The organism is Streptomyces sp. NPDC046881, from assembly GCF_040645015.1.
Lineage (GTDB): Bacteria > Actinomycetota > Actinomycetes > Streptomycetales > Streptomycetaceae > Streptomyces.
Genome location: NZ_JBEYXJ010000001.1, coordinates 152,687 through 177,824 on the forward strand (window position 1 = coordinate 152,687; position 25,138 = coordinate 177,824).

General features: G+C 73.5%; 28 protein-coding genes. 20 read left to right on the forward strand and 8 right to left on the reverse strand.

From position 1 onward, the window contains the following. Positions 1–55: 55 nt before the first annotated feature. The 12 genes from ABZ923_RS00715 (at position 56) to ABZ923_RS00770 (ending at position 13,013) form a co-directional block, all read left to right on the forward strand. Complete coding sequence (locus ABZ923_RS00715) at positions 56–1,306, forward strand: acyl carrier protein (RefSeq protein WP_361464865.1); 1,251 nt, start codon at positions 56–58, stop codon at positions 1,304–1,306. Then, the gene (locus ABZ923_RS00720) at positions 1,303–2,829 is read left to right on the forward strand and encodes a class I adenylate-forming enzyme family protein (RefSeq protein WP_361464868.1); all 1,527 of its coding nucleotides are present in this window, start codon (positions 1,303–1,305) and stop codon (positions 2,827–2,829) included. Before ABZ923_RS00715 ends, ABZ923_RS00720 begins: the two co-directional genes overlap by 4 nt. Continuing rightward, entirely contained in the window at positions 2,819–4,081 is a 1,263-nt protein-coding gene (locus ABZ923_RS00725; protein ID WP_361464871.1) for a type III PLP-dependent enzyme, read from the forward strand. Before ABZ923_RS00720 ends, ABZ923_RS00725 begins: the two co-directional genes overlap by 11 nt. Before the next feature lie 10 nt (positions 4,082–4,091). After that, the gene (locus ABZ923_RS00730) at positions 4,092–4,367 is read left to right on the forward strand and encodes an acyl carrier protein (RefSeq protein ID WP_361464873.1); all 276 of its coding nucleotides are present in this window, start codon (positions 4,092–4,094) and stop codon (positions 4,365–4,367) included. Then, complete coding sequence (locus ABZ923_RS00735) at positions 4,364–5,599, forward strand: acyl-CoA dehydrogenase family protein (RefSeq protein ID WP_361464876.1); 1,236 nt, start codon at positions 4,364–4,366, stop codon at positions 5,597–5,599. The genes ABZ923_RS00730 and ABZ923_RS00735 overlap by 4 nt, the downstream gene beginning before the upstream one ends. Continuing rightward, positions 5,592–6,767: an acyl-CoA dehydrogenase gene (locus tag ABZ923_RS00740; RefSeq protein WP_361464879.1), complete on the forward strand. Its 1,176-nt coding sequence runs from the start codon at positions 5,592–5,594 to the stop codon at positions 6,765–6,767. Before ABZ923_RS00735 ends, ABZ923_RS00740 begins: the two co-directional genes overlap by 8 nt. Continuing rightward, a complete protein-coding gene (locus ABZ923_RS00745; RefSeq protein ID WP_361464882.1) occupies positions 6,764–7,480 on the forward strand; it encodes a 4'-phosphopantetheinyl transferase superfamily protein in 717 nt (238 codons plus the stop codon). The genes ABZ923_RS00740 and ABZ923_RS00745 overlap by 4 nt, the downstream gene beginning before the upstream one ends. A 2-nt stretch (positions 7,481–7,482) precedes the next feature. After that, a complete protein-coding gene (locus ABZ923_RS00750) occupies positions 7,483–9,024 on the forward strand; it encodes an amino acid adenylation domain-containing protein (RefSeq protein ID WP_361464885.1) in 1,542 nt (513 codons plus the stop codon). Next, positions 9,021–9,590: a flavin reductase family protein gene (locus ABZ923_RS00755; protein ID WP_361464887.1), complete on the forward strand. Its 570-nt coding sequence runs from the start codon at positions 9,021–9,023 to the stop codon at positions 9,588–9,590. Before ABZ923_RS00750 ends, ABZ923_RS00755 begins: the two co-directional genes overlap by 4 nt. Then, a complete protein-coding gene (locus ABZ923_RS00760; RefSeq protein WP_361464890.1) occupies positions 9,587–10,972 on the forward strand; it encodes an MFS transporter in 1,386 nt (461 codons plus the stop codon). The genes ABZ923_RS00755 and ABZ923_RS00760 overlap by 4 nt, the downstream gene beginning before the upstream one ends. After that, positions 10,969–12,159 carry a hypothetical protein gene (locus tag ABZ923_RS00765; RefSeq protein WP_361464893.1) on the forward strand — a complete coding sequence of 397 codons (1,191 nt, stop codon included), beginning with the start codon at positions 10,969–10,971 and terminating at the stop codon, positions 12,157–12,159. The genes ABZ923_RS00760 and ABZ923_RS00765 overlap by 4 nt, the downstream gene beginning before the upstream one ends. Before the next feature lie 134 nt (positions 12,160–12,293). After that, on the forward strand, positions 12,294–13,013 hold the full coding sequence (locus tag ABZ923_RS00770) for an HAD family phosphatase (protein WP_361464895.1): 720 nt from the start codon (positions 12,294–12,296) through the stop codon (positions 13,011–13,013). A gap of 213 nt (positions 13,014–13,226) precedes the next feature. On the opposite strand, the gene ABZ923_RS00775 is transcribed toward ABZ923_RS00770, so the two are convergent. After that, positions 13,227–13,574 (reverse strand): YbfB/YjiJ family MFS transporter, encoded by a 348-nt coding sequence (locus ABZ923_RS00775; protein WP_361465257.1) that lies wholly within the window; start codon positions 13,572–13,574, stop codon positions 13,227–13,229. A 444-nt stretch (positions 13,575–14,018) separates the two neighbouring features. Between ABZ923_RS00775 and ABZ923_RS00780 the strand changes: the two genes are divergently transcribed. The 3 genes from ABZ923_RS00780 to ABZ923_RS00790 all read left to right on the forward strand — a co-directional run bounded on the left by ABZ923_RS00780 (position 14,019) and on the right by ABZ923_RS00790 (position 15,341). Beyond that, complete coding sequence (locus tag ABZ923_RS00780) at positions 14,019–14,321, forward strand: hypothetical protein (protein ID WP_361464897.1); 303 nt, start codon at positions 14,019–14,021, stop codon at positions 14,319–14,321. 85 nt (positions 14,322–14,406) lie between these two features. Next, positions 14,407–14,865, forward strand: coding sequence for a hypothetical protein (locus ABZ923_RS00785; RefSeq protein ID WP_361464900.1), 459 nt, complete (start codon positions 14,407–14,409; stop codon positions 14,863–14,865). Positions 14,866–14,963: 98 nt separating this feature from the next. Beyond that, positions 14,964–15,341 (forward strand): VOC family protein, encoded by a 378-nt coding sequence (locus tag ABZ923_RS00790; RefSeq protein WP_361464902.1) that lies wholly within the window; start codon positions 14,964–14,966, stop codon positions 15,339–15,341. Between the two features lie 77 nt (positions 15,342–15,418). On the opposite strand, the gene ABZ923_RS00795 is transcribed toward ABZ923_RS00790, so the two are convergent. Further along, entirely contained in the window at positions 15,419–15,748 is a 330-nt protein-coding gene (locus tag ABZ923_RS00795) for a hypothetical protein (RefSeq protein ID WP_361464904.1), read from the reverse strand. 1,245 nt (positions 15,749–16,993) lie between these two features. Between ABZ923_RS00795 and ABZ923_RS00800 the strand changes: the two genes are divergently transcribed. Further along, positions 16,994–18,427 carry a hypothetical protein gene (locus ABZ923_RS00800; protein WP_361464907.1) on the forward strand — a complete coding sequence of 478 codons (1,434 nt, stop codon included), beginning with the start codon at positions 16,994–16,996 and terminating at the stop codon, positions 18,425–18,427. 12 nt (positions 18,428–18,439) lie between these two features. On the opposite strand, the gene ABZ923_RS00805 is transcribed toward ABZ923_RS00800, so the two are convergent. From ABZ923_RS00805 to ABZ923_RS00825, 5 genes are all read right to left on the reverse strand, one after another. After that, positions 18,440–19,213 carry an HAD family hydrolase gene (locus tag ABZ923_RS00805; protein WP_361464908.1) on the reverse strand — a complete coding sequence of 258 codons (774 nt, stop codon included), beginning with the start codon at positions 19,211–19,213 and terminating at the stop codon, positions 18,440–18,442. 443 nt (positions 19,214–19,656) lie between these two features. Then, positions 19,657–19,989: a DUF3140 domain-containing protein gene (locus ABZ923_RS00810; RefSeq protein WP_361464910.1), complete on the reverse strand. Its 333-nt coding sequence runs from the start codon at positions 19,987–19,989 to the stop codon at positions 19,657–19,659. A gap of 6 nt (positions 19,990–19,995) precedes the next feature. Beyond that, positions 19,996–20,223, reverse strand: a complete 228-nt coding sequence (locus tag ABZ923_RS00815; RefSeq protein ID WP_361464912.1) for a DUF2945 domain-containing protein — start codon at positions 20,221–20,223, stop codon at positions 19,996–19,998. Positions 20,224–20,382: 159 nt separating this feature from the next. Then, on the reverse strand, positions 20,383–21,276 hold the full coding sequence (locus ABZ923_RS00820; protein ID WP_361464915.1) for an SDR family oxidoreductase: 894 nt from the start codon (positions 21,274–21,276) through the stop codon (positions 20,383–20,385). After that, positions 21,273–22,094 carry a DUF1990 domain-containing protein gene (locus tag ABZ923_RS00825; RefSeq protein WP_361464917.1) on the reverse strand — a complete coding sequence of 274 codons (822 nt, stop codon included), beginning with the start codon at positions 22,092–22,094 and terminating at the stop codon, positions 21,273–21,275. The genes ABZ923_RS00820 and ABZ923_RS00825 overlap by 4 nt, the downstream gene beginning before the upstream one ends. 143 nt (positions 22,095–22,237) lie before the next feature. Between ABZ923_RS00825 and ABZ923_RS00830 the strand changes: the two genes are divergently transcribed. The 3 genes from ABZ923_RS00830 (at position 22,238) to ABZ923_RS00840 (ending at position 23,673) form a co-directional block, all read left to right on the forward strand. Beyond that, complete coding sequence (locus ABZ923_RS00830) at positions 22,238–22,429, forward strand: hypothetical protein (protein WP_361464919.1); 192 nt, start codon at positions 22,238–22,240, stop codon at positions 22,427–22,429. Continuing rightward, positions 22,416–23,144, forward strand: coding sequence for a DUF1990 family protein (locus ABZ923_RS00835; protein WP_361464922.1), 729 nt, complete (start codon positions 22,416–22,418; stop codon positions 23,142–23,144). The genes ABZ923_RS00830 and ABZ923_RS00835 overlap by 14 nt, the downstream gene beginning before the upstream one ends. Positions 23,145–23,235: 91 nt before the next feature. After that, the gene (locus ABZ923_RS00840) at positions 23,236–23,673 is read left to right on the forward strand and encodes a hypothetical protein (RefSeq protein ID WP_361464924.1); all 438 of its coding nucleotides are present in this window, start codon (positions 23,236–23,238) and stop codon (positions 23,671–23,673) included. Positions 23,674–23,778: 105 nt separating this feature from the next. On the opposite strand, the gene ABZ923_RS00845 is transcribed toward ABZ923_RS00840, so the two are convergent. Next, positions 23,779–24,036, reverse strand: a complete 258-nt coding sequence (locus ABZ923_RS00845) for a helix-turn-helix domain-containing protein (protein ID WP_361464927.1) — start codon at positions 24,034–24,036, stop codon at positions 23,779–23,781. A gap of 123 nt (positions 24,037–24,159) precedes the next feature. On the opposite strand from ABZ923_RS00845, the gene ABZ923_RS00850 reads away from it, so the two are divergent. Further along, positions 24,160–25,113, forward strand: coding sequence for an aminoglycoside phosphotransferase family protein (locus ABZ923_RS00850; RefSeq protein WP_361464929.1), 954 nt, complete (start codon positions 24,160–24,162; stop codon positions 25,111–25,113). Positions 25,114–25,138 lie beyond the last annotated feature (25 nt).

Here is a 25,138-nt window from a genome sequence, read left to right on the forward strand (position 1 = left end):
TCCGAGGAGTACTTATGACACGGCAACCCGACAGGACCCGTACGGGAGAACGCGGATGACCGCCTCCGCCGGGTACGCGTTCCCCGCCCACCTCTTCGACTGCCTGCAAGTGAACCTGGCCGAACGGGCCGACCACTGGCACGGCCCCGGTACCGCCCTCCGTCTGGGCGCGGTCCTCCGTTTCCGCCCGGCCCCCGCGGTCCCGTCCGCCGACGCCTCGGGACTGCCCACCGTCGAACGCACCGCTGTGCAACAGCTCGACGACGCCCGGCGGTATCTCGGCCTCGCCGTCCGCAGTGTCGACCGCGGCCGTCCGTTCGGCGCCGTCCCGCCCGGCGAAGGCCGTTACGTGGTGGCCGACGCCTTCTTGCTGCCCTGGGTGCCGTACCACCGGCGGCAGCACATGGACCACAGTTTCCTGCTGCTGCCCGGCGAGGGCGGGGGCGTGTGTGTGCGGGACGGCTACCTGAACGACACCCCCTGGGGCAACGCGCGGCCCGGGGTGTGGCGGCTCGACCGCGCCGACCTCGCGGACCTGGAGACGGTCGGGCTGAGCGTCGACCTCGCCCCGGCCGAGCCCTCCCCGCTCCCGCCGCCCGTGCCCGTGCTGGACCTCGCCGGCGAGGAGGAGACCGACGGGTACGTCACGGCCTACGAGCAGCACCCCGACCGGATCGCGGCACTGCGGCGGCTGACCCTGGAGACCTGGCTGCTCGGCCGGGGCCGGGAACTGCACGCGGCCTTCCTGGCTCGCTACGCGGTCGGCGGGGTCTCGGACCGGGTGCGGGAACACGTGACGGCGTGGAAGACGCTGACCGAGCAGGTCTACCTGGCCTACCGGCGGGTCGAGCGGGGCCGCGCGGAGCCCGTCGGGCCGCTCGGGCGGCTGCGGGAGTTGCTGCTCGCCGACCCACGCGTGTTCGCCCGCCCGGACAGCAACGTCGTAGCGGCGGCAGGGCCGGACGGCACGCCGACGGGGACCGGGCGTGGCCTGCCTGGGCGCGGAGCCGGTGACCCGCGTGCCGTCATCGCCTCGGTGGCCGCGGAAACGCTGGGCGCCGATCCGGCGGCCCTGCTCGCCGGTGCGTCGCTGAGCGAGCTTCCGGAATTCAACTCCTTCCGGATCGTGGAGCTGGTCGAGCGGCTGGAGGAACGATTCCGCATCGAGTTCCGCCCCGACGACCTGGTCCCGGAGAACCTGCACCGCGTCGAGGACCTGCACCGGGCCGTCGAACGGGCGACCCCGGCCTCCCCGATCCCGGCCTCCCCCACCCTGGCCACCGCACAAGCGGAGAGGACACGATGAGCCCCCAGTCACCGCCCCCCGCTCTGCTCCACGACCTCCTCGACCACACGGCCGAACGCCGGCCGCACGACCCCGCGTTCACCGTCGCGGAGCACACACTCGGTTACGCGGAGCTGGCCCGCGCCAGCAGGCACGCGGCGAACTGGCTCCGGTCGACAGGCCTGGACAGAGGCGACCGCTTCCTGCTGGACGCCCGGCTGAGCCCCCTGCTGCCCGTGCTGGTGTTCGCCGCCGCACGGATCGGCGCGGTGTTCTCCCTGATCCACGAGCAGGTGCGCGGGGTGCAGCTGGAGCACATCCTGGACGACAGCGAACCGGCACTCTTCTTCTCCGACGCGCCGCAGTCCCTGGACATCGCCGCACGCAAGGGCGTTCGCACCATCAGCAGCCCCGATGTCACCGCCCTGCTCGACTCGCGGCGCGGCGTGGAACCGGAGCGGGTCACCGCGCCCCTCGCGGTAGACCCGGTCTGCATGATCTACACCTCCGGCACCACCTCGCTGCCGAAGGCCGTGGTCAGCACCCACCAGCAGATGGTGTTCGCGGCCCAGGCCATTCAGCAGGTGCTGCGCTACGACGGGGACGACGTCGTCTACAGCCCCCTCCCGCTGTCCTTCGACTACGGGCTGTACCAGGTCTTCCTCAGCGTCCTGGGCGGATCGCACCTGCACCTGGCCGCGCCGGGCGACGCCGGACCGGCGCTGGTGACCCGGCTGACCGGCTGCGGCGCCACGATCCTCCCGGCCGTGCCGTCCCTGGCCGAGGGCCTGGCCGCGCTGCTGCGGCGCCGCCCGGGCCGCGCCCCGCGGACGCTGCGGATGCTCACCAACACCGGCGCGGCGATGCCCCAGCGGACGCTGGACGACCTGAGGGCGGCCCTGCCCCGGCTGCGGGTGCACCTGATGTTCGGGCTGACCGAGTGCAAACGCGCCACCATCATGCCCGCCGACGGGGATCTGCAGCGGCCCGGCTCCAGCGGCAGGGCCCTGCCCGGGACCGAGGTCTTCGTGATCGACGAGGAAGGGCGGCGCTGCCCTCCCGGAGAGACCGGCGAGATCGTCGTACGCGGCCCGCATGTGATGAGCGGCTACTGGCGCCGGCCGGAGGCGACCGCGCAGCGCTTCTTCCGCGTGGACGGGCTGTTCCCGCAGTTGCGCACCGGGGACTACGGCTGGCTCGACGACGAGGGCTACCTGTACTTCACCGGCCGCCGCGACGACCTGTACAAGGCGAACGGCTTCCGGGTCAGCGCCGGCGAGGTGGAAGCGGCGGCGAGGCGGACGGCCGGGGTGGAGAGCGCGGCGGTGCTGCCGCCGGCGCAGGACCGGCCCGCCACGCTCTTCGTCACCGGGGCCGTCCGGCCCGAGGACGTCCTCCTCGCGTTGCGCGAGGAGATCGAGGACTTCAAGATCCCCGCACGGTGCGTCGTCCTCGACGCGCTGCCACTGACCGGCAACGGCAAGGTCGACCGCGACGGCCTGGCCGCGGCCCTTCACGCGGAAGGGCACGCCCATGCCGGTTGAGGCCCCCGCCCCCGTGCTGCCGGCACAGGTGCTCACCGCCGCGCCCACCCCGGCCTACGTCTACGACCTGGCGGCCGTCCGCCGCAACCACGCCCTGCTGCGGGCCGCGTTGCCGCAGGACAGCGGCCTGTACTACTCGCTCAAGGCCAACCCGCACCCCCTGCTGCTGGCGGAGCTGCGCCGCTGCGGTGCCCGGGCGGAGGTCTGCTCTACCGGCGAGCTGCGCGCCGCCGTCGAGGCGGGATGGCCGGCAGCAGAGATCCTTTACACCGGTCCCGGCAAACGCGACGCGGAACTGGCCGAGGCCCTCGACCGGGGAGTCCTCCTGTTCTCGGTCGACACCCCGCACGCCCTGGACCAGCTGGACCGGCTCGCGGGGGAACGGGCGGTGCGCCCCCGGGCGTTGCTGCGGGTCAACGACGACCAGCCCGTCCCCGGGCAAGGGCTGGCGATGACCGGTGTGCCGTCCCAGTTCGGCGCGGACACCTCCTGGATCCTCGCCGAGCCGGAGCGCTTCGGCCGCCGCGCCCACACCGAGGTGGTGGGACTGCACCTGTACATGGGGACGAACCTGACGCGCGCCGACGACCTGCTGGGGCAGTTCACCCGGTCGGTGCGCACGGCCCGCCGCCTCACCGAGGCCCTGGCACCGCACGGCATGCGGCTCGACGTCCTCGACCTGGGCGGCGGCTTCGGCGCCCCGTTCGCCTCGGCCGGCGACACCGTGGACCTGTCGGCGCTACGGCCGCGGCTGACGGCCCTGCTCGACACGGAGGTGCCCGGCCGGCGCACCGGCGCGACGGAGGTGGTGTTCGAGTCCGGCCGCTATCTCGTCGGCACCGCCGGAACCCTGGTCACCTCGGTGCTCGACGTCAAGCGCTCGCACGGCCGGGACGTCGTCGTCCTGGAGTCCGGCATCAACCACCTGGGCGGGATGTCGGGACTGCGCCGGCTGCCGCCGCTGCAACCGCACCTCGTCGCCGACCCGGCGGCCGACCGCGGCGGCACGCTCAGCGCGCTCGTCACCGGACCTCTGTGCACCCCGCTGGACGTGTGGGCCCGCAGCGCCGAACTGCCCGCACTCCGGCCCGGAGACCGGGTCGCCGTACCCAACACCGGGGCCTACGGCCTGTACGCCAGCCTCGTCGCCTTCCTCGGGCATCCGCTGCCGGCGGAGGTCGTCCACGACAGCGAACGGCCCCGGCAGGCACCGCACATCAGCCACCTGACCCTGACCCGCACCGCCGACTGAGGAGCACAGCATGGACCAGCGTTTCATCGACGTACTCACCCCCTACCTCAGGTTCCACAACGGCGAGCCGATCGGCCCCGACTCCGACCTGCGGGCCCTGGGCCTCGACTCCATGCAGGCCATCGAGGTGCTGTTCGCCATCGAGGACGCCTTCGGGGTCGCCCTGCCGGACGACGCGATGAACGACACGACCTTCGCGACCGCCGGCAACCTCTGGAAGGAAGTGCAGGCAGCGCTCACCGCCCAGGACAACGGCTCCGGCGGGGTACCGGTGAGCGCCGCATGACCACCTCGCTGCTCACGGACCCCGGCATCGAGCCCGGCACCGGGACCGCCACGGACACGGCGTCCACGCCGGCCCGGCGCCGGCACCGCTTCGCCGAACCCGCCGCTCGCGTCGCGGCCGTAGCCGCCGAACACGCGGCACGGGCCGACACGGAGTCCGCCTTCCCCACGGAGGCGCTGGACGAGCTGCGCCGCACCGGGCTGCTCGGGCTGATGGTGCCCGCCGCCCACGGCGGACTCGGCGGGGACCTCGCCGACATGGTGCGGGTGAGCACGGACCTCGGCCGCGCCGACATGTCCGTCGCCATGATCTTCGCCATGCACTGCCAGCAGGTGGCCGCGCTCGTCCGGTACGCCCGCCCGGCCCTCCGCGACCGGCTGCTGCCGGAGATCGCCGCCGGCCGGCGCTACCTGGCGTCGGTGACCACCGAGGCGGCGACCGGCGGCCACCTGCTGAGCGCCCAGTCCCCCCTGGCGGCCTCGGACGGCGTGCTCGACGTCGACCGCTTCGCCCCGATCGTCACCGGCGGCGCCCACGCCGACGGCTTCCTGATCACCATGCTCGCCCCCGACGCGGCTTCCCCGGCGCAGGTCAGCCTCGTCTACGCCGACCGCGAGGAGCTGGACGTCGCCGCGCAGGGGGACTGGCAGGCCATGGGCATGCGCGCCAGCCACAGCCTGCCGCTGCGGCTGACGGGCCGCGTGCCCGAGGACCGGGTCGTCGGCGAGGCGGGCGACTTCAGGACGGTCATGACCTCCACCTTCGCCCCCATGGCCCACCTCGGCTGGTCCGCGGCCTGGCTCGGCACCGCCGCCGGCGCCCTGTCCCGGGTGCTGCACCTGCTGCGCTCGCCCGCCGGCCGGGCACGGACGGATCTGCGGTCGGAACTGCTGCTCGGCAGGCTGTCCCAGGCCCGCCGCCGGCTGGACCTGGTGCACGCGCTGCTGACCCGGACCCGCAGGACGGTCGAGCAGGCCGAGGACCTCAGCCGGCCCGCGGTGCAGTTGCAGCTGAACGCCCTGAAGATCACCGCGTCGGAGGAGTGCCGTCGGGCCGTGGACGACCTGATCGAAGCGGTCGGTATGCGCCACGGCTACCTGAAGAACTCACCCACACGGCTCGAACAGGCCCTGCGGGACCTGCGCTCGGCGACCCTGAACTACCACAACGACCGGCTGCACCTGGCCGACGGCAAACTCGCCCTGCTGGACCCGGAGGTGACCTTTGCCTGAGCAGGCCGTCCTCCGCCCGCCCGGCCGGCACCACGCGCGCCGCGATACCGGGGACGACGGATTCCGTACCGCCCTGGCCCGGGCCCTCGGCCAGGTCACCGAGGGCGGTGACGCCCGCACGGTGTGGCGGGCCCTCGGGGACCACGGCGTGCTGCGCGGCCTGTACCGGGACACCGACACGGGCGGCGCGAGCGTCGACCCGGCCCGACTCGGCGCGCTGCTGCACGCCGTGGACGAGCGGGGGGACAACGGTGTCACGCTGACCGTGCTCGTCCAGGCAGCCAGCGCACTGCCGTTGCTGTCCACGGGCATCACCGAGACCTGCACCGCGCTGCGTGAACGGGTGCTGGACGGGCGGGCGACGGTGGCGCTGGCCGCGACCGACTCCGCGGCCCCGGGTTCCGACCTCACCGCGCTGGGCACCGAGGTGCGGTGGGACGAACGGACCCTGCACCTGGACGGGGGCAAACGGTGGGTCTCCGGAGCGGGTTCGGCCGACCACCTCCTGGTCCTGGCCCGGCACCGGCCGGGACGGCACTTCACCAGCTTCACGTGGGTCCACGTACCGGCCACCGCCGCCGGCGTGCGGATCGAGCCCGCCGACACCGGAGGGCTGCTGGCCTCCGCGGCCCTCGGGCACGTCCGCCTGGACGACGTCCGGCTCGACCGGGACCACCTGATCGGCCGGCCGGGCCGGGCGATGGCCTCCTTCGCCCAGCACATGGCCACCGAGCGGCTCGCCGGCGCCCAGTGGGCGGTGGCCCTGCTGCGCCGCACCCTGACCGCCACCCGCCGGCACCTGACGACCCGTCCGGCCGGGGAGGGAACGCTGTGGCACAACGCCGCGATCCGGCAGGACTTCGCCGCCTGCCTGGTACGGACGGAACAGCTGCGCGCCCTGGTGGAGACGACCGTCAGGGCAGCCGGCGGCAGCCCCGGCATGAACGCCGCAGCGCTGCTGAAGGCGGCCGTGGGCCAGACCGCCGACGACGTCCTCAGCCGCTGCGCCCAACTGCAGGGCGCGGACGGGATGACCGCCGGCGGTGCGCACCACGTCCGGGCGGAGGCGGCGGTCCTGGGCCTCGGCGGCGGGGCCACCGAACTGATGCTGGCGCACGTCGCCGACGCCGCGGACGTCCTGCTCGACGACCCCCGGCCGGTCCCGTGACGGTACTCAGCCCCGCCCCGGACGTCTGGGTCCTCATCGGCCCCCGGCAGCGCTGGACCGGACTGCCACCGGCACCGGCGGACCGCGCGGCGGCGGACGGACTGCCGCCGGCGCGGGCCGCGGAACGGCTGGCCGGCCGGGCGGCCCTGCGCGAACTGCTGCGCCTGGCACGGCCGGAACTCGCCGACGACCCCGTGGTCACCGACCCGCGCGGCAAGCCCTGGCTGGCCGGCCACCCGGAGGCGGGCATCAGCGTCTCCCACGACGGCGGGACGGTCGCCGCGGCGCTCGCCCTGCGCGGACCGGTGGGCGTGGACGTCCAGCACGCCCCCGGCTCCGCGGCCCCCGGCATGGTGCGCCGCTGCCTGGGCCGGCACGCGCCCTCCCTGGACCGGCTGCGGCCCGCGCAGCGGGCCCGCGAACTGGCCTGGGTGTGGAGCGCGCAGGAAGCCTGCGTGAAGGCCGCCGGCAGCGGCCTGGCCGGCCGCCCCTGGACCATCGACGTGCCGGCCGGCCGCACTCGGGGCCGATGGCGCGCATACCGGTGGGTCAGCTTCCGCGGTCAGTCGGACACACCTCTCAGCTGTGCTTTCTTGGACCCGGCCGCCCCCGGCCCGACGGTACCCGCCCCGCTTCCCCCCGCCCCGGCCGTCCTCGCACCGCTCTCCCCCGGCCCGCCGCCGGCCGGCGCCCCCCACGTACCGAAAGGATGATCGTGCACGCAACGCTGTACGCCTGGTTCGAGGCGAGTGCGGCCCGATACGGCGACCACACCGCGCTGGAGGTGGGCAGCGACCACCTGACCTACCGGGAACTGCGGGATCTCGCCGGACGGATCGCCGGCTCCCTGGTCGCCGCGCAGGGCACCGTGCCCCGCACCGCCGGGCTCGCCGCGACCCGCAGTGTCCGCAGCTATGCCGCCTACCTCGCGCTGCAGCGGCTCGGGACGGCGGTCGTGCCCCTCGCGCCCGCCGCGCCGCACGAGCGCAACGCCCGCATCGCCGCGGCCGCGGGCCTCGACGTCCTGCTCACCGACGACCCCTCGGTGCGGGCCGGCGACGTCCCGTCCTTCCCGCTGGACCGGGTGAGCCCCGCCGCGGGTGCGGCCGAACCGCCCCGCGGCGACCCGCACCCGCGGGACACCGCCTACGTCCTGTTCACGTCCGGCTCGACCGGGGTCCCCAAGGGCGTCCCGATCACCCACCGCAACGTGTGCGCCTACCTCGCCCACGTACTGGAGCAGTACGACCCGCACCCGGGCAGCCGGCTGTCGCAGACGTTCGACCTCACCTTCGACCTGTCGGTGTTCGACATGTTCGCCGCCTGGGCCGGCGGCGCCACCCTGGTCGTACCGACGCAGCAGGACCTGTTCGCGCCCGTCCGCTGGGCGGCCGACCGTCGGCTCACCCACTGGTTCTCGGTGCCGTCCCTGGTCTCCTACGCCAAGCGCATGCGCAGTCTGCGCCCCGGGGCCCTGCCCGACCTGCGCTGGAGCCTGTTCTGCGGGGAGCCCCTCACCCTCCAGCAGGCCGAGGCGTGGGCCACCTCCGCCCCCGCCAGCACCCTGGCCAACCTGTACGGGCCCACCGAACTGACCATCAGCTGCACGGCCTACGTCCACCCCCGCGACCCGGCGGCCCGGCCGGCCACCGCCAACGGCACCGTGCCGATCGGCACCGTCCACCCGGCCCTCGAACACCTGGTGGTGGACGAGTCCGGCCGGCCGGCCACGACCGGCGAACTCCTCGTCCGCGGACCCCAGCGCTTTCCCGGCTACCTCGACCCCGCCGACAACACCGGCCGCTTCGCCTCCTTCACCGGTGACCGCGCCGTCCCCCTGGCCGCCGCGGAGCGCCCCGGCGAGGAGCACTGGTACCGCACGGGCGACCGGGTGACCCGGGCCGAGGGGAACCTCGTGCACCTCGGCCGGCTGGACCAGCAGGTCAAGGTGCGCGGTTACCGGGTGGAACTCGGCGAGGTGGAAGCCGCGCTGCGCGGACAGCCCGGGGTCCACGACGCCGTCGCGGTCACCGTGGAGGGGCCGGGCGGCGACCTCGTCATCGAAGCGGTGTGCACGGGCAGCACGTCCCCGGACGACCTCGTACGCGCCCTGCACGCGGAGCTGCCCGCCTACATGGTCCCCCGCGGCGTCACGCTCTGGGACGAGCTGCCGCTCAACGCCAACGGCAAGATCGACCGACGGGCGGTCACCTCCCGCCTCACCGCACGGCCCCAGCAGGAGGCGAGCCGCTCATGACCACCCGCACCACTCCGCCGGCCGCAGCGGAAGCGGCCCGCACCGCTCTGCGGTCGACGCCCGGTCCCGTGCCGGCCCGCACCGCGCCCGTCGCGCCCGTCGCGCCCGACGACTTCCGGGACGCCATCTCGCTCCTGCCCACGGGCGTCTCGGTCGTCACGGCCGTGCGGTCGGGCGCTCCGGCCGGCTGCACGGCGAACGCCGTGATGTCGCTGTCGCTGGATCCCCCCAGCCTGCTCGTCTCCCTGACCACCGGCAGCCGTACCCTCGCCGCGGTCACGGAGGCCGGGACCTTCGCCGTCAACGTGCTGGCCTGGCCCGACCGGCACCTCGCCCGGCGCTTCGCCACCGCCGCACCGCACGAACGCTTCGAGGGCGTCACCTGGTCCCTCGCCCACGGGGCCCCCGTGCTGACCCGGTCCAGCCTCACCGCGGTGTGCGAGGTCAGCGAGGCGGTCCCCCTCCTCGACCACACGATCGTGGCCGGGACCGTGACCTGGCTGCGCACCGAGGACACCGAGCCCACCGTGCTGTACCGCCACCGGCAGCACGTCCTGCGCCCATGACCGACGTCACCGCCTCCGCACCGCGCACGGGCGGCCTCCCGGCACTGCCCGTCTACCTCACCGCCGCCGCCCTGGCCCGCACGGCCGACGAGGGGGCCCGGGTCGCGCTCGTCATGCTGGCCGCGCAGCGTGCCGACAGCCCGGCGCTGGGCGGCGCGCTGGTGGCCGCGCTGATGGTGCCGCACGTGGCGGCGGCGCCGGTGGCCGGGGCCCTGGCCGACGCGGTGAGACGGCGCCGCCTCTTCCACGGCGGCGGGGTCGCCCTGTACGGCGTCGCCCTCGCCGCGCTGGCCGCCCTGGTGGGCAGGACCGGCGACCTCGTGGTCCTCGCACTGGCCGCCGCCGCGGGATGCGTCGCCCCCCTCCTCACCGGTGGACTGACCAGCCTGCTCGGGGAGTTGCTGCCCAAGGACCGGCTCACCCGGGCGTTCAGCGCCGACGCCGTCTCCTACAACCTGGCCGGCATCTGCGGGCCCGCTGCCGCCGCCGCCCTGGGTACGGCGACGAGTGCCGCCCTCGCCCTGGCCGTGCTGGGCGCCGCAGCGACGGTGGGCGGCCTGCTGCTGTTCTCGCTGCGGCTGCGCCCCAGGCCCGGGGTGCGGCCGCGCGGGGCCCGGCCCCGGCCCGCCGACCTGCTGAACGGGGCGGCCGTACTCGTCCGTGACCGCCCGCTCCGGTCGGTCACCTGGGCCAGCAGCGTGGGGCAGTTGGGCGTGGGGGCACTGCCCGTCGTGAGCGTGCTGCTCGCCCGGCGGTACGACGCCGCCTGGGCGACGGGCGGCCTGATGACCGCGTTCGCCGTGGGCGCCCTGGCCGGCTCGCTGGGCTACGCCTACCGCCCCGTGGGCGAGGAGCGGCCGGAACGGGTGGTGCTCTGGGGCCTTCTGGGTACGGCCCTGCCCCTCGCGGCCGTGCCCTGGTCGGGTCATGTCCTGGTGGCCACGGTCCTGTTCACCGCCGCCGGGTTCTGTACCGGCCCCCTGTTCAGCGCGCTGCTGGCCAGCCGCGAACGGTACGCGCCCGCGGCCGTCCGCACCCAGGTCTTCACTCTCGGCGCCGGGCTCAAGAGCACCTTCGCCGCCGCCGGGGCAGCCGCGGCCGGCGCGCTCAGCGGTCTGGGCGCCGCCCCCCTGGTGCTGGGCACCGCCGCCTGCCAGGTGGCCGCCGCGGCGGTGGGCCGTGTCCTGCTGACGGGCCGCCCTACCCGAGGGGCCCGCCCGGCACCCGCCCCGGCGCACAACGCTCCGTCCGGTCCCGCCGACACCGCCCCGTCGGGCACCGCCCCATGGGACACCACCGCGTCGGGCACCGCCTCTTCTGACGCCACGCCATCGGACACCCCCTCGGACCCTTCGGACTCCTCGGAGAAAGGCCACCCGTGAAGATCCTCTTCGAACCCCTCGGCGGCGCCCTCGGTATCGGAGCCATCACCCGATGCCTCGCCATGGCCCAGGCCGCCGTGATGCGCGGCCATCAGGTCGCCTTCCTCGCCCCCGAGGGCTACCCGCTGGTGGACGAGCTGGCGCTCGGTCCGCGGTTCCCGGCTCCGGCGCCCGTACGGCCCCCCGAGCTGGTGGGCACCGGGGAGGCCGACGGCTTCACCGAGGCCGTCCTCATCCGGGGCATGGCGCAGCCGGACTACGCGGAGCGGGCGATCGCCGCGGAGCTGGACGCCTACCGCACGTTCGCCCCGGACATCGTGGTCACCGAGATGCAGCCCACCGTGCCCATCGCCGCGCACCTGACCGGCATCCCCTTCGCCTGCACCATCTCCAGCCCCAACCTGTCCCTGTTCACCGGAGCCCCACGCTCTCCCGGCCGGTTGGAGGAAGTGGAGGCGACCTACGTGAGCCTGTGCGCGCGTCACGACGTGCCCCCGGCGCCGCTGGAGGAACTGCTGCACCACCGGGCCGCCCTCAACATCGCGCCGACCGCGGAGATCCTGGAACCGGCGCTGGGCGCGATACCGCGCACCCGTTACGTCGGGCCCGTCCTGTTCCCGTCCCTGGAGCTGGCACCGGCGCCTCCCTACCCGGCGGGCACCACGCGGATCCTGGTCTACCTCAGCTTCGGCGCGGTCAAGCTCGCCGAGTTCCTGCCGGTGGTCGGCAAGGCCTTCCCGGGACCGGAGTTCAGTGTCGTCGTCGCCGCGCGCGAGCCGAGCGTCGCCGGTCGGGCGGTCCCGTTCCAGCAGGACAACATCGTCGTCGCGCCGACGCCCGGGATGACCCGCCTGCTGAGCGACACCGACCTGCTGATCACCAGGGGCGGCCAGAACGCGCTGATGGCCGCGATGCTGGCGGGCGTGCCCGTCATCGGCACGCCGGGCCGCAGCCCGGAACCCGTCTACAACCTCGGAACGCTCCAGGCACACGGCGCGGCGCGGACGCTCCTCGACGAGCCCACCGCCGACGACCTGGCTCAGGCGGCGCACGCCCTGCTCGACGGGAAGGCTGCGCGGCGCGCGGCCCGTCTCGGGGACCTGCTCCGCCGGCACGGCGGGGCAACGGAAGCGGTGCAGGCGCTGGAGGAGACGGTCCTCCGGCGTACGCCCGCCGCGACCCCTTGACCCTCCCCGCTTCTCCGCGGGGCACGGGGGAACACGGCACCACGTACGAGAGCAAGCACCAGACCAGGCACCAGACCACGTTCGCAGCCGGCTCCGGGCCCCTCCCCGGAGCCGAAGACGGCCCAGGGAGCCCCATGTCCGCCCACGGTGACGCCGGCACACCCGTCACGGCGAGAGCCGCCCTCTTCGACCTCGACGGCACACTGATCGATTCCGAACCCAGGAGCCGGGCACTGTGGCGACGGCTTTTCGCCGGCCACGGCATCGAGTGCGGGGAGGACATGCTCGACGGCTTCAGCGGGCGGCGCAGCCGGGAGGTGATCGAGGAACATCTGGCACGGTTCGGCAGGCACGCCACGGCGGACAAGGTGAGACAGGAACTCACCGCGCTGAACGGCGAACCGGATCTGCCTCCCGTCCGGCTGGTCCCCGGCGCCGACCGGCTGCTGGAGCGCTTGCGTCGGCACGGAGTGGCGCTGGCCGTCGTCACGTCCGGTGGCCGAACCTACGCGGACGACCACCTGACGCGGTGCGGCATTGCCGGCCACTTCTCCACGGTGGTGAGCGCGGAGGACGTCACCCACGGCAAACCGGACCCCGAGGGCTATCTGCTCGCCTGCCGGCGGCTGGGCGTCGCGCCCGGCGACGCGGTGGTCTTCGAGGACTCCGCGGCGGGCCTCCAGGCGGGCCGGCGCGCGGGCGCCCGGTGTTTCGCCGTGGGCCGGGCCGCCAGCACGCCCGCCCTGTGCCGGCTGGCCGACCACGCGGTCGAGGACCTGGCCCGGGCGCCGGTCGTCGGCCCCGCCGACGCCGACGCGAGCCGGGGCCGCGCCGGTACCGGTGCGGCCGGGTAGCCGACGGCGGTCCCGTCACACCGGCCGGTCGGAACCCGGGTGCGTGCGCGCGTGGTTGTGCTGCGGTCTGCTTCCGGGCTGACCGTTGTCGCCGCTCGACGGAGACTCCCGGGAGCGGGGCCACAGTGCCTCCTCGCGCCCCCGGAAGCGGACCCAGGCAGTCTGCCGCGGGCGGATCCGGCGGCACGGCGCATGGCCGACAACCCCCGCTCCTCACGGTGACTTCGGCGTGAGGGGGTCGGCGAGGCGGTGGGGGAACCGGATGCAGCAGGCGGCGGCGAGCGCCAGGGCGGCGCCGAACAGGAGCGCGGAGTGGTAGCCGTGCCTGAACAGCGGTGCGGCAAGAAGGGGGCCGAGGATCTGGCCGAGGCTGTAGCCCGTGGTGAGCAGGGCGATGGCGCGCGGGATGCGCAGCTGGGTGCCGATGGCGAGGGTCATGGTGCTCACGCCCATGAAGGTGGCGCCGAAACGGACGGCGGCGGTGAGCGCGGGGACGCTGCCGGCGGACAGGGCGGGCAGGGCGATGCCGATGGCCCGCAGGGACAGTGAGGTGGTCGGCAGGGCCGGGCGGGAGGCGGCGGGCCAGGCGCATCCACGGGGCGCAGGATGGCAGCGCGGCCAGGCCGACCACGGTCCATGCCCCGCTGCCGACCAGCCGGGCGCACCCTGCTACAGGACGGCGAACAGGAAGGCACGGTCGCCGACGGGCACCACGATGTGCTCCGCGAAGCGATGGATTGCCGCTCGGCGAGCCAGGTCGTGCCGTCTGTCATGGCCGTCATCCGGCCCGCTGGCCTCTGACAACGCACACAGGGTGAGCGGCCATTACGGACGGTCAGGGGACGCGGACAGAACCTCGATGCCTGCGGTGGTCCGGGGAGTGTGCGAGCCATGAGGAGGGGTAGGCGCGCCGTCCGGCCGCGACCGCACCACTGCGGACCACGCGTCACGCGTCGTCCCGCCGAGACGGACAGGGCGTCGCGGCCCGGCAAGAAGGAGGAGATCATGCAGACGACTCGACGGATCGCGATCTTCGGCGCTTCCACGGTGCTCGCCGCGTGCGCCATGGCGATCGGCAGCGGTCCCGCGACGGCGAGCACGGCCCGGACGCCCGAGCCCCGTCCGGCCGCCGACACGGCAGGGATCACTCAGCACTCCACCGACCGACACCATGCCGCCCGGCAGCCCACGGACCCGTGGATCGAGGACCAGCTGGCCACGTTCTACCCGTCGTCCAAGCAGCGGCTCGCGGTCTTCGACCCGTGGGTCAAGGACCAGCTCGCGCTGTTCCAGAAGACCGGCCGGTGAGCGGGACGACGTCCGATGTCGAAGCCTCGCTCCGCCCGGCCCGGAGGGACGCTTCGGACCACCCCAGCGGGGAACCCGGCCTGACATGTTCCAGAGCATCGTGCGCGGCGGCGCGGCAGGCGCCGCCGGGACAACCGTCCTGAACGCTGTGACGTACGCGGACATGGCCGTGCGGGGCAGACCGTCGAGCGAGGCACCCGCCCAGGTCGTCGACAAGATCAGCCAAGACGTGGGACATCCGGTCCCCGGCTCCGAAGACACCCGGGCCAACCGGCTCTCCGGCCTGGGCGCGCTGTCGGGCATCGCCGTCGGCTGCGGTACCGGGGCGGCTGTCTCCCTGCTGCGGCGGGTGGGCATCCGTATGCCTTGGTGGCTCGGCGGCGTGGTCACCGGCGCCCTGGCCATGGCGGCAACCGATGTGCCCATGGCGCGGCTGGGCGTGAGCGATCCGACGGGCTGGTCCGTGAAGGACTGGGTATCGGACGTGGTGCCCCACCTGGCGTACGGGCTCGTCACCTACGGGATCGTGACCGCCTCCGACTAGGGCGGGTCTTTTCGATCATGCCCGTAGCCCGGTGAGGCGGTCGGCACCGAGGCCGGCCGCCTCTGGACGGTGGGAGGCATTCATGATCGGCTGGGGGCATGGGTTCTCTGATACGCCATGTCACCGTCGATGCCGCCGACCCGTTCGTTCTCGCGAGCTTCTGGGCCCAGGCCTTGGACGGCTCGCTGGCTGTTGACGACTTTCCCGGGGATCCGGAAGCCGTGGTCACGACTGCCGCTGCCACCTTGTTGTTCGTCAGGGTCGATGACCGCAAGGCGGTGAAGAACCGCGTGCACCTGGATCTCCAACCCCAGGATCGCACCCGGGACGAGGAGGTCGAGCGCCTGCTCTCGCTCGGTGCCACGCTTCAGGGCGACCACCGCAGGCCGGACGGAACCGGGTGGGTGACGCTGTACGACCCCGAGGGCAACGAGTTCTGTGTGGAACGCAGCGCGGCGGAGCTGGCGAACGGCTGAGCGGGGCATGAGCGGTTGCGCAGGCGCGGTCGTGGGGGGCGGCGCCGGAGGGCCGGTCCTGCGTCGTCTCGGTCGGGTCACCGGAACAGCGCCGTCACGCTCTGCTGGATCGACGCGACGTCCGCCGCGGTCGCGGCCGTCGCCTGGACGCCGGGGGCGATGAACCCCAGCCAGCGCAGCAGGATGTTGCGCCGGGGCTCCTCATGGGCGAGTTCCGCGTCGACGCGCTCCGCGGCCTCGACCAGCTCCGCGCCGTCCTCGTACTGGTCCTCGTTCTGCCGCAGCTGGTCCAGCAACAGACTTACTGCGGTGCGTAGTTCTGCTATGGCGGTCTCACGCTCGGGCGGCGTGGCCGGGCCGGTCACCGTGGAGTGCCCCACGGCGACCGCGCTGTGCTCGATCGACACGTCTCGGCCTGCCTGGATACCGCTGTCTGTGGCGCGGGCTGGGGACTCCACGCAGGGGGGTTCCGTTGGGCCCCGCCCCCGGCCCGGACGCTGGAGCGGCTGATCGAGATGTCGCGCCCTGCGAACAGGCCGGAGTTGTAGATCGTCGTCTGCCGCTGGATCAGCTCGCTGGTGTCGATGTTGTGGTCCTCCATGAACTCCACCAGGGCGTCGAGCACCCGGTGTTCGATCGTCTTGACGTACAACTCGCGGTCCAGCGACTGGAAGTAGCGGTGATCAGGGTGCCGAGCAGCACGAGCGTGAGCACGGCGTCCCTGTGCCGCTGCCGCCGGCGGGCGGCCAGGGCGTGCCGCAGGACGCAGCCGAGGTCCACGCCGGGCGAGGAGGCCGCGGCGCGGCGCGGCTCGTCCATGATCCACCGCACGGCCTTGCGGGCGAGCGCGGTGTCCGTGTAAATGGCCGCGCACAGGTATCGGGTGCCGTCGTAGGAGAGCCGGGGGAATGCCGCGGCCGGCGGTGGGACGCGAGCGGACCGTCCTGCCTGCTCGGGCGGGGCTGCCGGAGGCGGCGGCGAAGGGGGTGGTGGGACGGACGCCCCGCCGCGGGGCGGGTTGCGGCGCGGGTCCGGGAACGGGTTCATCGGGGTGCCGCCGTGTTCCGGGCAACTCCGGCGGAAATGCCCCGGAGGGGTCAGGAGACGCGCCTGGCGGCTTCGGCTGCTGCCACCGCAGACAGGTGCGGAGTGGTGGCAGGGGGGTGAGGGAGAGCCGTTCGGGCGATCCGGTGGTCCGAGGAGGCGAACGCGTGCGGTGAGCCATCGGCATCCCTCCCGTCCACGACGTGGGAACGAGTGGGCCAGGGGTCGGGGGATGCCCGCGGCGGGTCTCATTCTACTCGCCATCAGGTGGCATGCGGGTGCGCCGACCGGTGTCGGCCGGGTGTGCCGGCTCCCGCCGTGGAGCGGGTCGGGGCGATCGATGAGCCGGTGGCCGTACGCGGTTCACGCTCGTCCCGTCACCCGTCCGGCCGCCATGTCACGAAGCCTGCCCTGGGGCAGTGTGCACCGGCCGGGGCCGTGGACAAGCGCCTGTTCGGCCGTCACGGCCACCGACGGGAGGGTCCCGGCCGTCCTGTTCGAATTGACGCCGGGCTGCCGCGGCGTCGTACTGAACACGACGGGCTCCTGGCAGAAGTTTCCCCGTCAACTTCCATCATCTGCAACCTCTCCCCTCTCAGGGAGCCACCATGACGGTGCAGCAACAGACAGCGACGGTCCCGACGGTACTGGTGTACGAGGACGACCCCGGTTTCCCTCCCCGGGTCAACATGCCCGTACCGCATCCCGTTCCCCAGCTCGATACACAGCCGTTCCCGACGGCCATCGCGGACACCGCGCCGCAACCGGACGGTGCCGGGCCCGGCACCGAGGCGTTCCGCTACTGGGTGGCGGCCGATGCCCTCAGCAGGGCCGCCCAGACCTGGGGACCGCTGGTTCCCGCCGGAACCCAGTGGCACTCGAGGGTCGGCCGCGCGCTCACCGCGCACCTCAACGCCGGAGTCGACCTCAACGCCTACTACGACCGCAAGGGCCTGTGGTTCTTCCGCAGCACGGTGGCCGGGGTCACCGTCGCCGCCTGCGAGAGCCCTGAGGTCGTCGCGCACGAGACGGGGCACGCGGTCCTCGACGCCCTGCGCCCCCAGCTGTTCAGCGCCGCGAGCGCGGAGACGGCCGCCCTGCACGAAGCCTTCGGCGACATCAGCGCACTGCTGACCTCGCTGCGGCTGGAACAGCTGCGGATCGCGGTACTGGCCGAGACACAGAGCGACCTGGAGCTGTCCTCGCGGGTGTCGCGGATGGCCGAGCAGCTGGGCGCCGCGATCCGGCAGGGCCACCCGAACGCGGTCGACCCGGACTGCCTGCGCAACATGTCGAACAGCTTCTTCTACCGCGACCCGGTCCACCTGCCGCCCAGCGGGCCCGCGAACACGCTGTCCAGCGAGCCGCACTCGTTCTCCCGGGTGTTCAGCGGCGCGTTCCTGAAGATCGTCGCCGGGATCTTCCGGCTGCAGGACCTGCAGGACCAGGCCGGCCTGGCCGGGGCGGCCGAGATCGCGGGACAGCTGCTGGTGGACGCCGTCGTGGCCGCGCCCGTGGTGTCCGCGTACTACGCGCAGGTCGCCGGTCACATGATCGCCGCGGACCAGCGCCGCAACGGCGGCAGATACGGCCCGGCCCTGCGCTCGGCGTTCATCCGCCACGGCATCCTCTCCCTGGAGGCCGCCACGGCCATCACCGAGCCGGAGGTGGCTCGGCGCGGCGCCGGCATGGCGGAGGCGACACCGGGCGGCAGCGAGGAGGAGGGCCTGACGGCCGTCACGGTCCACGGCGCGATGTACGGCATCACCCAGCCGCTCACCCTGTCCGCCCCCGCACAGGAACGACGCTTCGGCATCGCGAGCTCCGACCCCGCGGGTGGCTCGGTGCGGCCCGCCGACCCCGAGCAGGTCGCCACGGCCTTCCTCGAGGACCTGTTCCGGCGGGGACGTGTCCAGGTGCCCGAGGAGCACCGGACCGCCGCGGCGATCGTCGACGACAGCCCCTCCCGGCTGAAGACCCACGAGATCACCCGCAGCACGACCGGTGAGGGTCTCGCCCTGGTCCGGCGGTGCTTCGACTGAGTGGCGGCCGGGTCAACGGAAGCGCAGGCGGCGGACGGTGAGCCGTCCGTCGTCCTCGCAGGTGACGATGTGCGTGGTCCGCGGCGTCGGCTGCTCGCCCTCGTACACCGCCTCGCCCCGCGCCAGCAGATCACCGATGAACTTCTCGGACGCCCGGCGCTCGGCGTCGTCCACCGGCTCGCCGTCCACCGGTTCTTGCAGGTCCACCGGGAAACCGGCGCGTTCGAGCGCTTCGGTGCCCTGCGTGGTCACCATCGCGAGCACGACCCGTTCGGAGACGGTGCGCACGACAACGGCCTCCGTGCCGTTCACGGTTGCGGTCAGTTCGGGCAGGCCCCGTCCGTCCGGCAGCTCGATCCACGCCCGGTGCACGGGACGGTTCTCCGTCGCGGCGCGCGCGAACACCGGGTCGGCCGCCGTGCGCATCCCCGCCTCACGGGCGAACGCGCGCTCCCGGGCGTCCTCGCCCACGAAGACGCAGTCGCCGGCCGTGGCCTCCCCCGCGGCGGCGACCGCCCGGTCGAAGATCCCGCGACCGTCCTTCGGCCCCCAGTGCACCAGCGCCTCGTTGGTGAACCGGCCGGGGAACGCCTCACGCAGTGCGGCCGCGGCACGTGACGCTGCGTCGTCGCCCGGTCCGGGGTTGGAGATGATGCCGGTGCGTACGTCGCTGAGGGCGTCCAGCACGGCCATGACGCGCGGTCGGGGGCGCAGTGTCAGTGAGCCGTCGGGTCCCACACGGGCATCCGCCAGGGTCGCCCCGATGTCGAAGAAGATCACAGGCATGGAGGGTGCCTCCCCACGACGAACGCCTCCGAGTCTGGTCCATCCGGGTGAGGCGTCCCGGGTCGTGTCCGACAGACGCGCTCTGCGAAGCTTCGGTGTCGGAGGCAGAGGGAGGGGTCATGGGCATCGAGCTGGAACTGCACTCGGGGCGACCGGCGCGGAAGAGGGCGTCGCGGGACACCCTGCTGCGGGGCTCGTACGAGCACGGTGAAGCGCTGGCGACGGCGCTGGCCACCCTCGGCCGGCATGGCTCCGGCAAGCTCGGCTGGGTGGATCCGTACGGCGACACGCTGTTCGGCGAACAGGAGGCTCGCGTCGCCCGCCAGGAAGTCGACTCCCTGGTCCAGGGATGTACCGACGCTCGACAGATCGACCAGGGTCAGTTGAGGGGTATGGCAGCCGGACCCGCGGCTGCGCCGAGGAGCCGGGGCGGTAGGTGGCCGTCAGGCCAGTGGGTCGTGGCCCCAGTTCATCAGCGAGTGCCGCCATCTGGTGTCCCGTACGTCGCCCTGGGGCCGTTGGGCGAGGTGCCGGCGGATGTAGCCGACGACCTTGCGCATGTGCAGGTAGTCGTCGTCCGAGAGGTCGCCCTTCTTCGCCCGCAGGATCTCCGCGATCCGGCGGCCGGAGGCGTGCCCGGTGGACTCGCCCCCGTCCTGGTGCTGCCCGGCACTGCGTGACTCGTCGGAGGCGAGCCACTTGTCCAGCTCGGCCGGTGTCATGTTCACCAGTTCACGGAACGCTTCGTCGACCTCTGTGCGTTCGTCGCCGTTCACGTCGGCTCACTTCTTCTTCAGCGCGGACGGCTTGTGCACCGCCGACCTGCCGGACTTCTCGCTGCGTACCTGATACTGCGGGTCGTCCGGCGAGGCGTCCACCGTGCGGCCCGCGGCCTCGGTCCGTTCGGTGATCTTCTCCTCCACCTCGCCTTCGGTCTGGCTTCCGTGACTGCGCCAGGCGACGTGATCACCCTTCTTCAGTTCCTTCTTCGCATCGCGTTTCTTCGCCATGCCGCGACTCTCCTTGCCACCTGTGTGGGGGGCTGCTTCCGCCCTTCCAGCGTGGGGGCTCCGGGCCGATTCCGCGACGCAGGGCCCGCCCCGCCCGGTGCGGTCGCGCGGCGCCACCGCGGAGCGCTTCCGCTGCCGTTCGGTGTTGTGGGCGGGGGATCAGCCCGGCCGGCCGTCGTCGGGTGTGGTCGCGGCGCGGTCGGCCCGTCCGCCGGCGCCCAGGCTGCCCGTGGCACGCAGCGGACGCCCGGCGTCCCAGCGGGGCAGCTCGCGGCGGGCCAGCCGGAGGACCAGGGGCGGCAGGGCCCAGCGCAGGGGCTGGACGAGCCGCAGCCACGCCGGGAAGTACACCGTGGTGCTGCGGCGTTCGACGGCGCGCGCCAGGCGGGCGGCGACCACCTCGGGCGGATGGATGGTGCGGACGCCGGGGGGCATGTGCACGCGCAGTTGGTGCAGGGCCGCGAAGCCCTCGGCTTCGCGGATCATGTCGGTGTCCGCCCAGGCGGGGTAGGCGATGCCCACCGCGACGCCTTCGTGCGCCACCTCGGCCTGCAGGGTGTGCGCGAAGGCCTCCACACCCGCCTTGGAGGCGCAGTAGGCGCTCATCATCGGGGTGGCTCCGAGTGACGCGAGCGACGCCACCTGCAGGAAGTAGCCCGCCGTCGCCGTCAGATCGGGCAGGAACGCCCGGGCCGTGTGGGCGCTGCCCGTCACGTTCACGTCGATGACACGGCGCCATGTGGCGGGGTCCGACGTCGCGAAAGGGCCTCCCTCGGCGATTCCCGCGTTCGCCACGACCGCCGACGGCCGACCGAGGTGTCCGCGGACCTCGCCTGCCGCATCGTCCAGCGCGCGGTAGTCGGTGACGTCGACTTCGAGCGCCAGCGCCGCGGTGGGCAGGGAGGCCGCCAAGGCCTCCAGTTCGGGCCCCTCATGGCCGAGAAGGGCCAGGCGCGCCCCGCGGCGGGCCAGTTCGTGCGCCAGTGCCGCTCCCAGCCCGCGCGCGGCTCCGGTGACCACGACGGTCCGGTCCTGGAGCGGGCCGGCCGTCACCCGCTGTCCCTTCGGCGGTGCTCCTGGCTCGCGTCCGGCTCGCCGAGCCTACCCGCAGGCGGTGCCCCGCCCGAAGCGCTCCTCCCGGCCGAGGACAGCGGGCGTACCGGTGTCCCTTCCGGCGATGCGAGCCAGCGGGTGGAGATGTGCACACCGTCGAGTGGCCGGCCCCCCGACATCGCGGCGGCGGCCAGGCAGAACCGGACCCACATGTTGAGCTGGATCTCCTTCGCCAGGCGCAGGTGCGAGTACAGGAGGTGCACCAGGCGGTTGGCGGCGCACGCCCAGAGCTCGATCTCGAACACCAGCAGGCCGTCCTCCTCCCGCGCCCGGAACTGCACCTGACCGGCCTCCATGTGACCGCGCAGGGTCACCAGGTGCAGTCGACCGGCGTCGCGGTGAACGACCTTGACGGGTCCGTTCCAGGGGCCCGGCATCTCGACCAGCAGCTCGTCCGCGACGTCCAGACCGTGGTCGCGGAGCTCACCGGTGTGGATGTCGACCACCTCGGAGGGCACGAAGCGCTTGAAGTCGCAGCAGACCCATTCGACGAGCCGGTCCGGACCGACGTCGGCATCGGTGATGCGCACGCGGAAGAGCCGGTGGAACAGGGGGCCGCTGCCGTCCTGCGCCAGTTGCACCCGGGCGTCGACCGCCTCGGGCGGCAGCCGCGGTGGAAGGTCCGTCTCGTCACCCCGGCACTCGCCGCCTCGGTGCAGGGGCGTCGTCTCCCACAGATAGCGCCACGTGACCAGCCCTGTGCCCAGAAGCCACCGCGCGAGCACGGCGAGGGTCCGAGAACCGTTCGGTCGCAGCATCCGTGCCCCTCAGAGTGATAAAAGCGTACGAAATAACAGCAAAAGGTGTGTACCCCTGCGATGGGGTACACAAAAGGAAATGGCGGCACAAGCTACCGACTCCGGAGGCCCCCATGGTGGTCCGGCTCCTGCACCGTGCGGGTGTGCGGAGTGCTCATCTGCACCTCCTCTCACTGGCCTCCGTCGGCCTGTGCGTGACGCTGTGGGTACGCGCGAAGACCGTCGACCAGGAGCAGCGGGGGAACGCCGAGCGGCGCGCGCTCTTCGTGGGCCTGTGGCCGCCGATGCTGTGGCTGATCGGCGACTCGCTCGAAAGCCCGAGTGGCCTTGCGTGACTGGGTCTTCGGACGGCTCGACGCCGCACAGGCGTGGCGGGACCTCGCGGACGCGCGCGTCAACTACTCGCTCGACGAGGTACGCCGGCCGGCCTGGAACATCGACGTCCACCGCACCGCGCTGCCCGCCGAGCGACCCGGTCCGCCGGAGCCGGGAGGCTCGTGGGAGCAGGCCTGCCGCCTGGTCCGCGACTACGAGTTCTCGCCGCCGGAGATCGTGCGAGCGCTCTACGACCCGGCCGCACCGCTGCTCGGCCGGGACATGCTGCTGGAGGCGCGGTTCCACGGCATGCACTTCTACTGCGGTGTGCGCGTCACCAAGGTGGTGGACGAGACCCGCGACGGCACCGACCGCGTCTGGGGATGGGCCTACGAGACCCTGGAGGGCCACCTGGAACGCGGCCGGGTCACCTACGAGGTCGTGAAGCGGCAGGACACCGGCGAGGTGCTGTTCGTGGCCTCATCCCATTCGCAGGGCGCCCCGACTCTGGACCGGATCACCTTCCTCGGATGGCGCCTGTTCGGCCGCCGCACCCAGCTGCGGTTCTACCGCAGGTGTGCCGAACGGCTGCGCCTGTTCGTCGAGGCCGCGCTGCGCGGCGAGCACCCGCTGACCGGCCCTCCCTCCGCCGTCGGGCGACTGGTGTGCGCGCCCTCCGACGCGAGGATGCACCGCTGGGACGCGCTGGCGATCCACCGTGTCGCACCGGCGTGAGGCGCAGACGACGAAGAGGGCGAGCACCGTCTCCCCCGTCGGCGGCCCGGGACGTTCGCGCGCCGCAGATCACGATCGCTAGTCTTCTGGCATGTCATCGCCAACATCACCCGCCGGCGCACCCGCCCCTGTCGCCCCGGCTGGCGGGCTGCGCTTCGCGCCGGCCGCCGCCCTCGTCCTGGGGCTCGTGCTCGGCGCGGGCGGGGTCGGCGTCGCCTGGGCGCTCGGCGGCGGTGACGGCGCTGGCTACAGCGGCGCGGCCGGCGACGCCCGCCACGCCTGTGACGCCCTGGAGGGCTTTCACGAGACGGACGACACGGCCAAGGGTGCCAAGCGGGACATCGCCTTCAACCGCCTCGCCGCCGCCGGCGTGCTGTCCGACGCGGCGGCCGCCGGCGATCCCGAGTTCAAGCCGTTGGCCGAGGCCGTGCGCCGGGTGCTGAACCAGCAGATGCGCTTCGCCGACTTCAGCGAACCCGAGGCGAAGAAGGAACTGAAGGCCGCCCGGTCCGTGTGCGCCGGTCTGTGACCGGCGTCCGGGAGTCGCCGCCCGGCCGCCCGGGCCCGACCCGGGCGTCGAGCCGGCGGGCCGCTCAACGGCCGGCGGGCGAGCCGGGCCCGTCGGCGACGCCTGCTATCGGCCGGCAGGCAGGCGCTGCTCCGTGCCCTCCGCGGACGTCCCGGAGCTTCGGCCGGCAGCGCCGGTGCGGGGATCGCCGCCCCGTGCCCTGAAGGGCACATGGGCTTCGCTCAGCACGCGATGCACGAATCCGTACGACCGGCCGTGAGCCTCGGCTATGGCGCGGATCGACCGCCCCTCGCGATACTCCTTGACGAAGGCTTCGGCCAGCTCCTTGCGTGCACTGCCTGTTATCCACTTGCCCTTGTGCACGGACATCTCCTCTCGCATCGTCGAGTGATCACCGGTTTCCCGCGTCGACGCGACCCATGTGCGTGAGCTGTGCAGCACGAAAACGCCGGGTGCGGTCGGGGTGGCTGTTGGTCTAATACGCGGATGGAGAACATCCCGGACGCGGAAGCCGCACTCTCCGACCCGTGGCTCGCGTACTTCGACGACCGCGGGCACACGGGTGTCCGCCGTGTCGGCGCCGGTGTCGAGGGCGTCGTCTACCGGCTGGGCGGGGGCCGGGTCGCCAAGGTGTGGAGTGGTCGTTCGCCGGCCGACGTGGATCTCACCCGGCAGGTGTACGCGGACATCGCGCGCCACCCGCTGCCGTTCTCCACCCCGGAGATCCTCGACGTCGAGGACCACGGGGGCGTCCTGGTGACGTACGAGCGTGAGCTGCCCGGAGGCTCGTTGCGGCCCGACTCCGCGCACCTGGCCTATGAGCGCGAACTGTCCACCCGGCACAGCGACGTGCTGCTCGCCGTTCTGCGTGGCCTGGCGTCCGTACCCGGCACCGACGCCATGCGCCGGTTGACCGTCCGTGGTGACGACCGTCCGCTGTGGCGGGATCACGACTGCTTCCGCGACGCGCTCGTGGCCCTGGTCGCCCGGGCCGCAGCCCGGAACGGCGCTGCCCTGGCCGCCTGCGTGCCGGACTTCGACGCGGGAGTCGAACGCACGCTGGAGGCACTGCGGTCGCTCCCCGACGCCCCGGTGACAGCGATCCACGGCGACCTCGTCCCACCCAACATCCACGTCGACGCGGCCGGCCGGCCGGTCGCGGTGCTCGACTTCGGCTTCTACACGACCGCGGGCGACCCGGCCTTCGAGGCCGCCGTCACCGCTGCCGTCTGGGACATGTACGGGCCGCACGCCGAGGAGCACACAGCGGTCCTCACCAGGCTCTTCGCACACGAACTCGGATACGCGCCAGCGACGCTGACCACCTATCAGGCCGCGTACGCCCTCACCACCTACGACCTCTTCGGCCTGGACGACCGCGACGGACACTTCCGGTGGTGCGCGCAACAGCTGCGCCGCAACGCCGTGTTCAGTGCCTGACGCCGCTGCCGTCACCGCTCGGCCG

Excerpts from the sequence above, each read along its gene's own strand:
- ABZ923_RS00800 (WP_361464907.1), top strand. The coding sequence starts at position 16,994 with ATGACGGTGCAGCAACAGACAGCGACGGTCCCGACGGTACTGGTGTAC.
- ABZ923_RS00785 (WP_361464900.1), top strand. The coding sequence starts at position 14,407 with ATGTTCCAGAGCATCGTGCGCGGCGGCGCGGCAGGCGCCGCCGGGACA.
- ABZ923_RS00720 (WP_361464868.1), top strand. The coding sequence starts at position 1,303 with ATGAGCCCCCAGTCACCGCCCCCCGCTCTGCTCCACGACCTCCTCGAC.
- ABZ923_RS00735 (WP_361464876.1), top strand. The coding sequence starts at position 4,364 with ATGACCACCTCGCTGCTCACGGACCCCGGCATCGAGCCCGGCACCGGG.
- ABZ923_RS00755 (WP_361464887.1), top strand. The coding sequence starts at position 9,021 with ATGACCACCCGCACCACTCCGCCGGCCGCAGCGGAAGCGGCCCGCACC.
- ABZ923_RS00770 (WP_361464895.1), top strand. The coding sequence starts at position 12,294 with ATGTCCGCCCACGGTGACGCCGGCACACCCGTCACGGCGAGAGCCGCC.
- ABZ923_RS00815 (WP_361464912.1), bottom strand. The coding sequence starts at position 20,223 with ATGGCGAAGAAACGCGATGCGAAGAAGGAACTGAAGAAGGGTGATCAC.
- ABZ923_RS00790 (WP_361464902.1), top strand. The coding sequence starts at position 14,964 with ATGGGTTCTCTGATACGCCATGTCACCGTCGATGCCGCCGACCCGTTC.
- ABZ923_RS00840 (WP_361464924.1), top strand. The coding sequence starts at position 23,236 with ATGTCATCGCCAACATCACCCGCCGGCGCACCCGCCCCTGTCGCCCCG.
- ABZ923_RS00850 (WP_361464929.1), top strand. The coding sequence starts at position 24,160 with ATGGAGAACATCCCGGACGCGGAAGCCGCACTCTCCGACCCGTGGCTC.
- ABZ923_RS00780 (WP_361464897.1), top strand. The coding sequence starts at position 14,019 with ATGCAGACGACTCGACGGATCGCGATCTTCGGCGCTTCCACGGTGCTC.
- ABZ923_RS00825 (WP_361464917.1), bottom strand. The coding sequence starts at position 22,094 with ATGCTGCGACCGAACGGTTCTCGGACCCTCGCCGTGCTCGCGCGGTGG.
- ABZ923_RS00715 (WP_361464865.1), top strand. The coding sequence starts at position 56 with ATGACCGCCTCCGCCGGGTACGCGTTCCCCGCCCACCTCTTCGACTGC.
- ABZ923_RS00805 (WP_361464908.1), bottom strand. The coding sequence starts at position 19,213 with ATGCCTGTGATCTTCTTCGACATCGGGGCGACCCTGGCGGATGCCCGT.
- ABZ923_RS00760 (WP_361464890.1), top strand. The coding sequence starts at position 9,587 with ATGACCGACGTCACCGCCTCCGCACCGCGCACGGGCGGCCTCCCGGCA.
- ABZ923_RS00730 (WP_361464873.1), top strand. The coding sequence starts at position 4,092 with ATGGACCAGCGTTTCATCGACGTACTCACCCCCTACCTCAGGTTCCAC.
- ABZ923_RS00725 (WP_361464871.1), top strand. The coding sequence starts at position 2,819 with ATGCCGGTTGAGGCCCCCGCCCCCGTGCTGCCGGCACAGGTGCTCACC.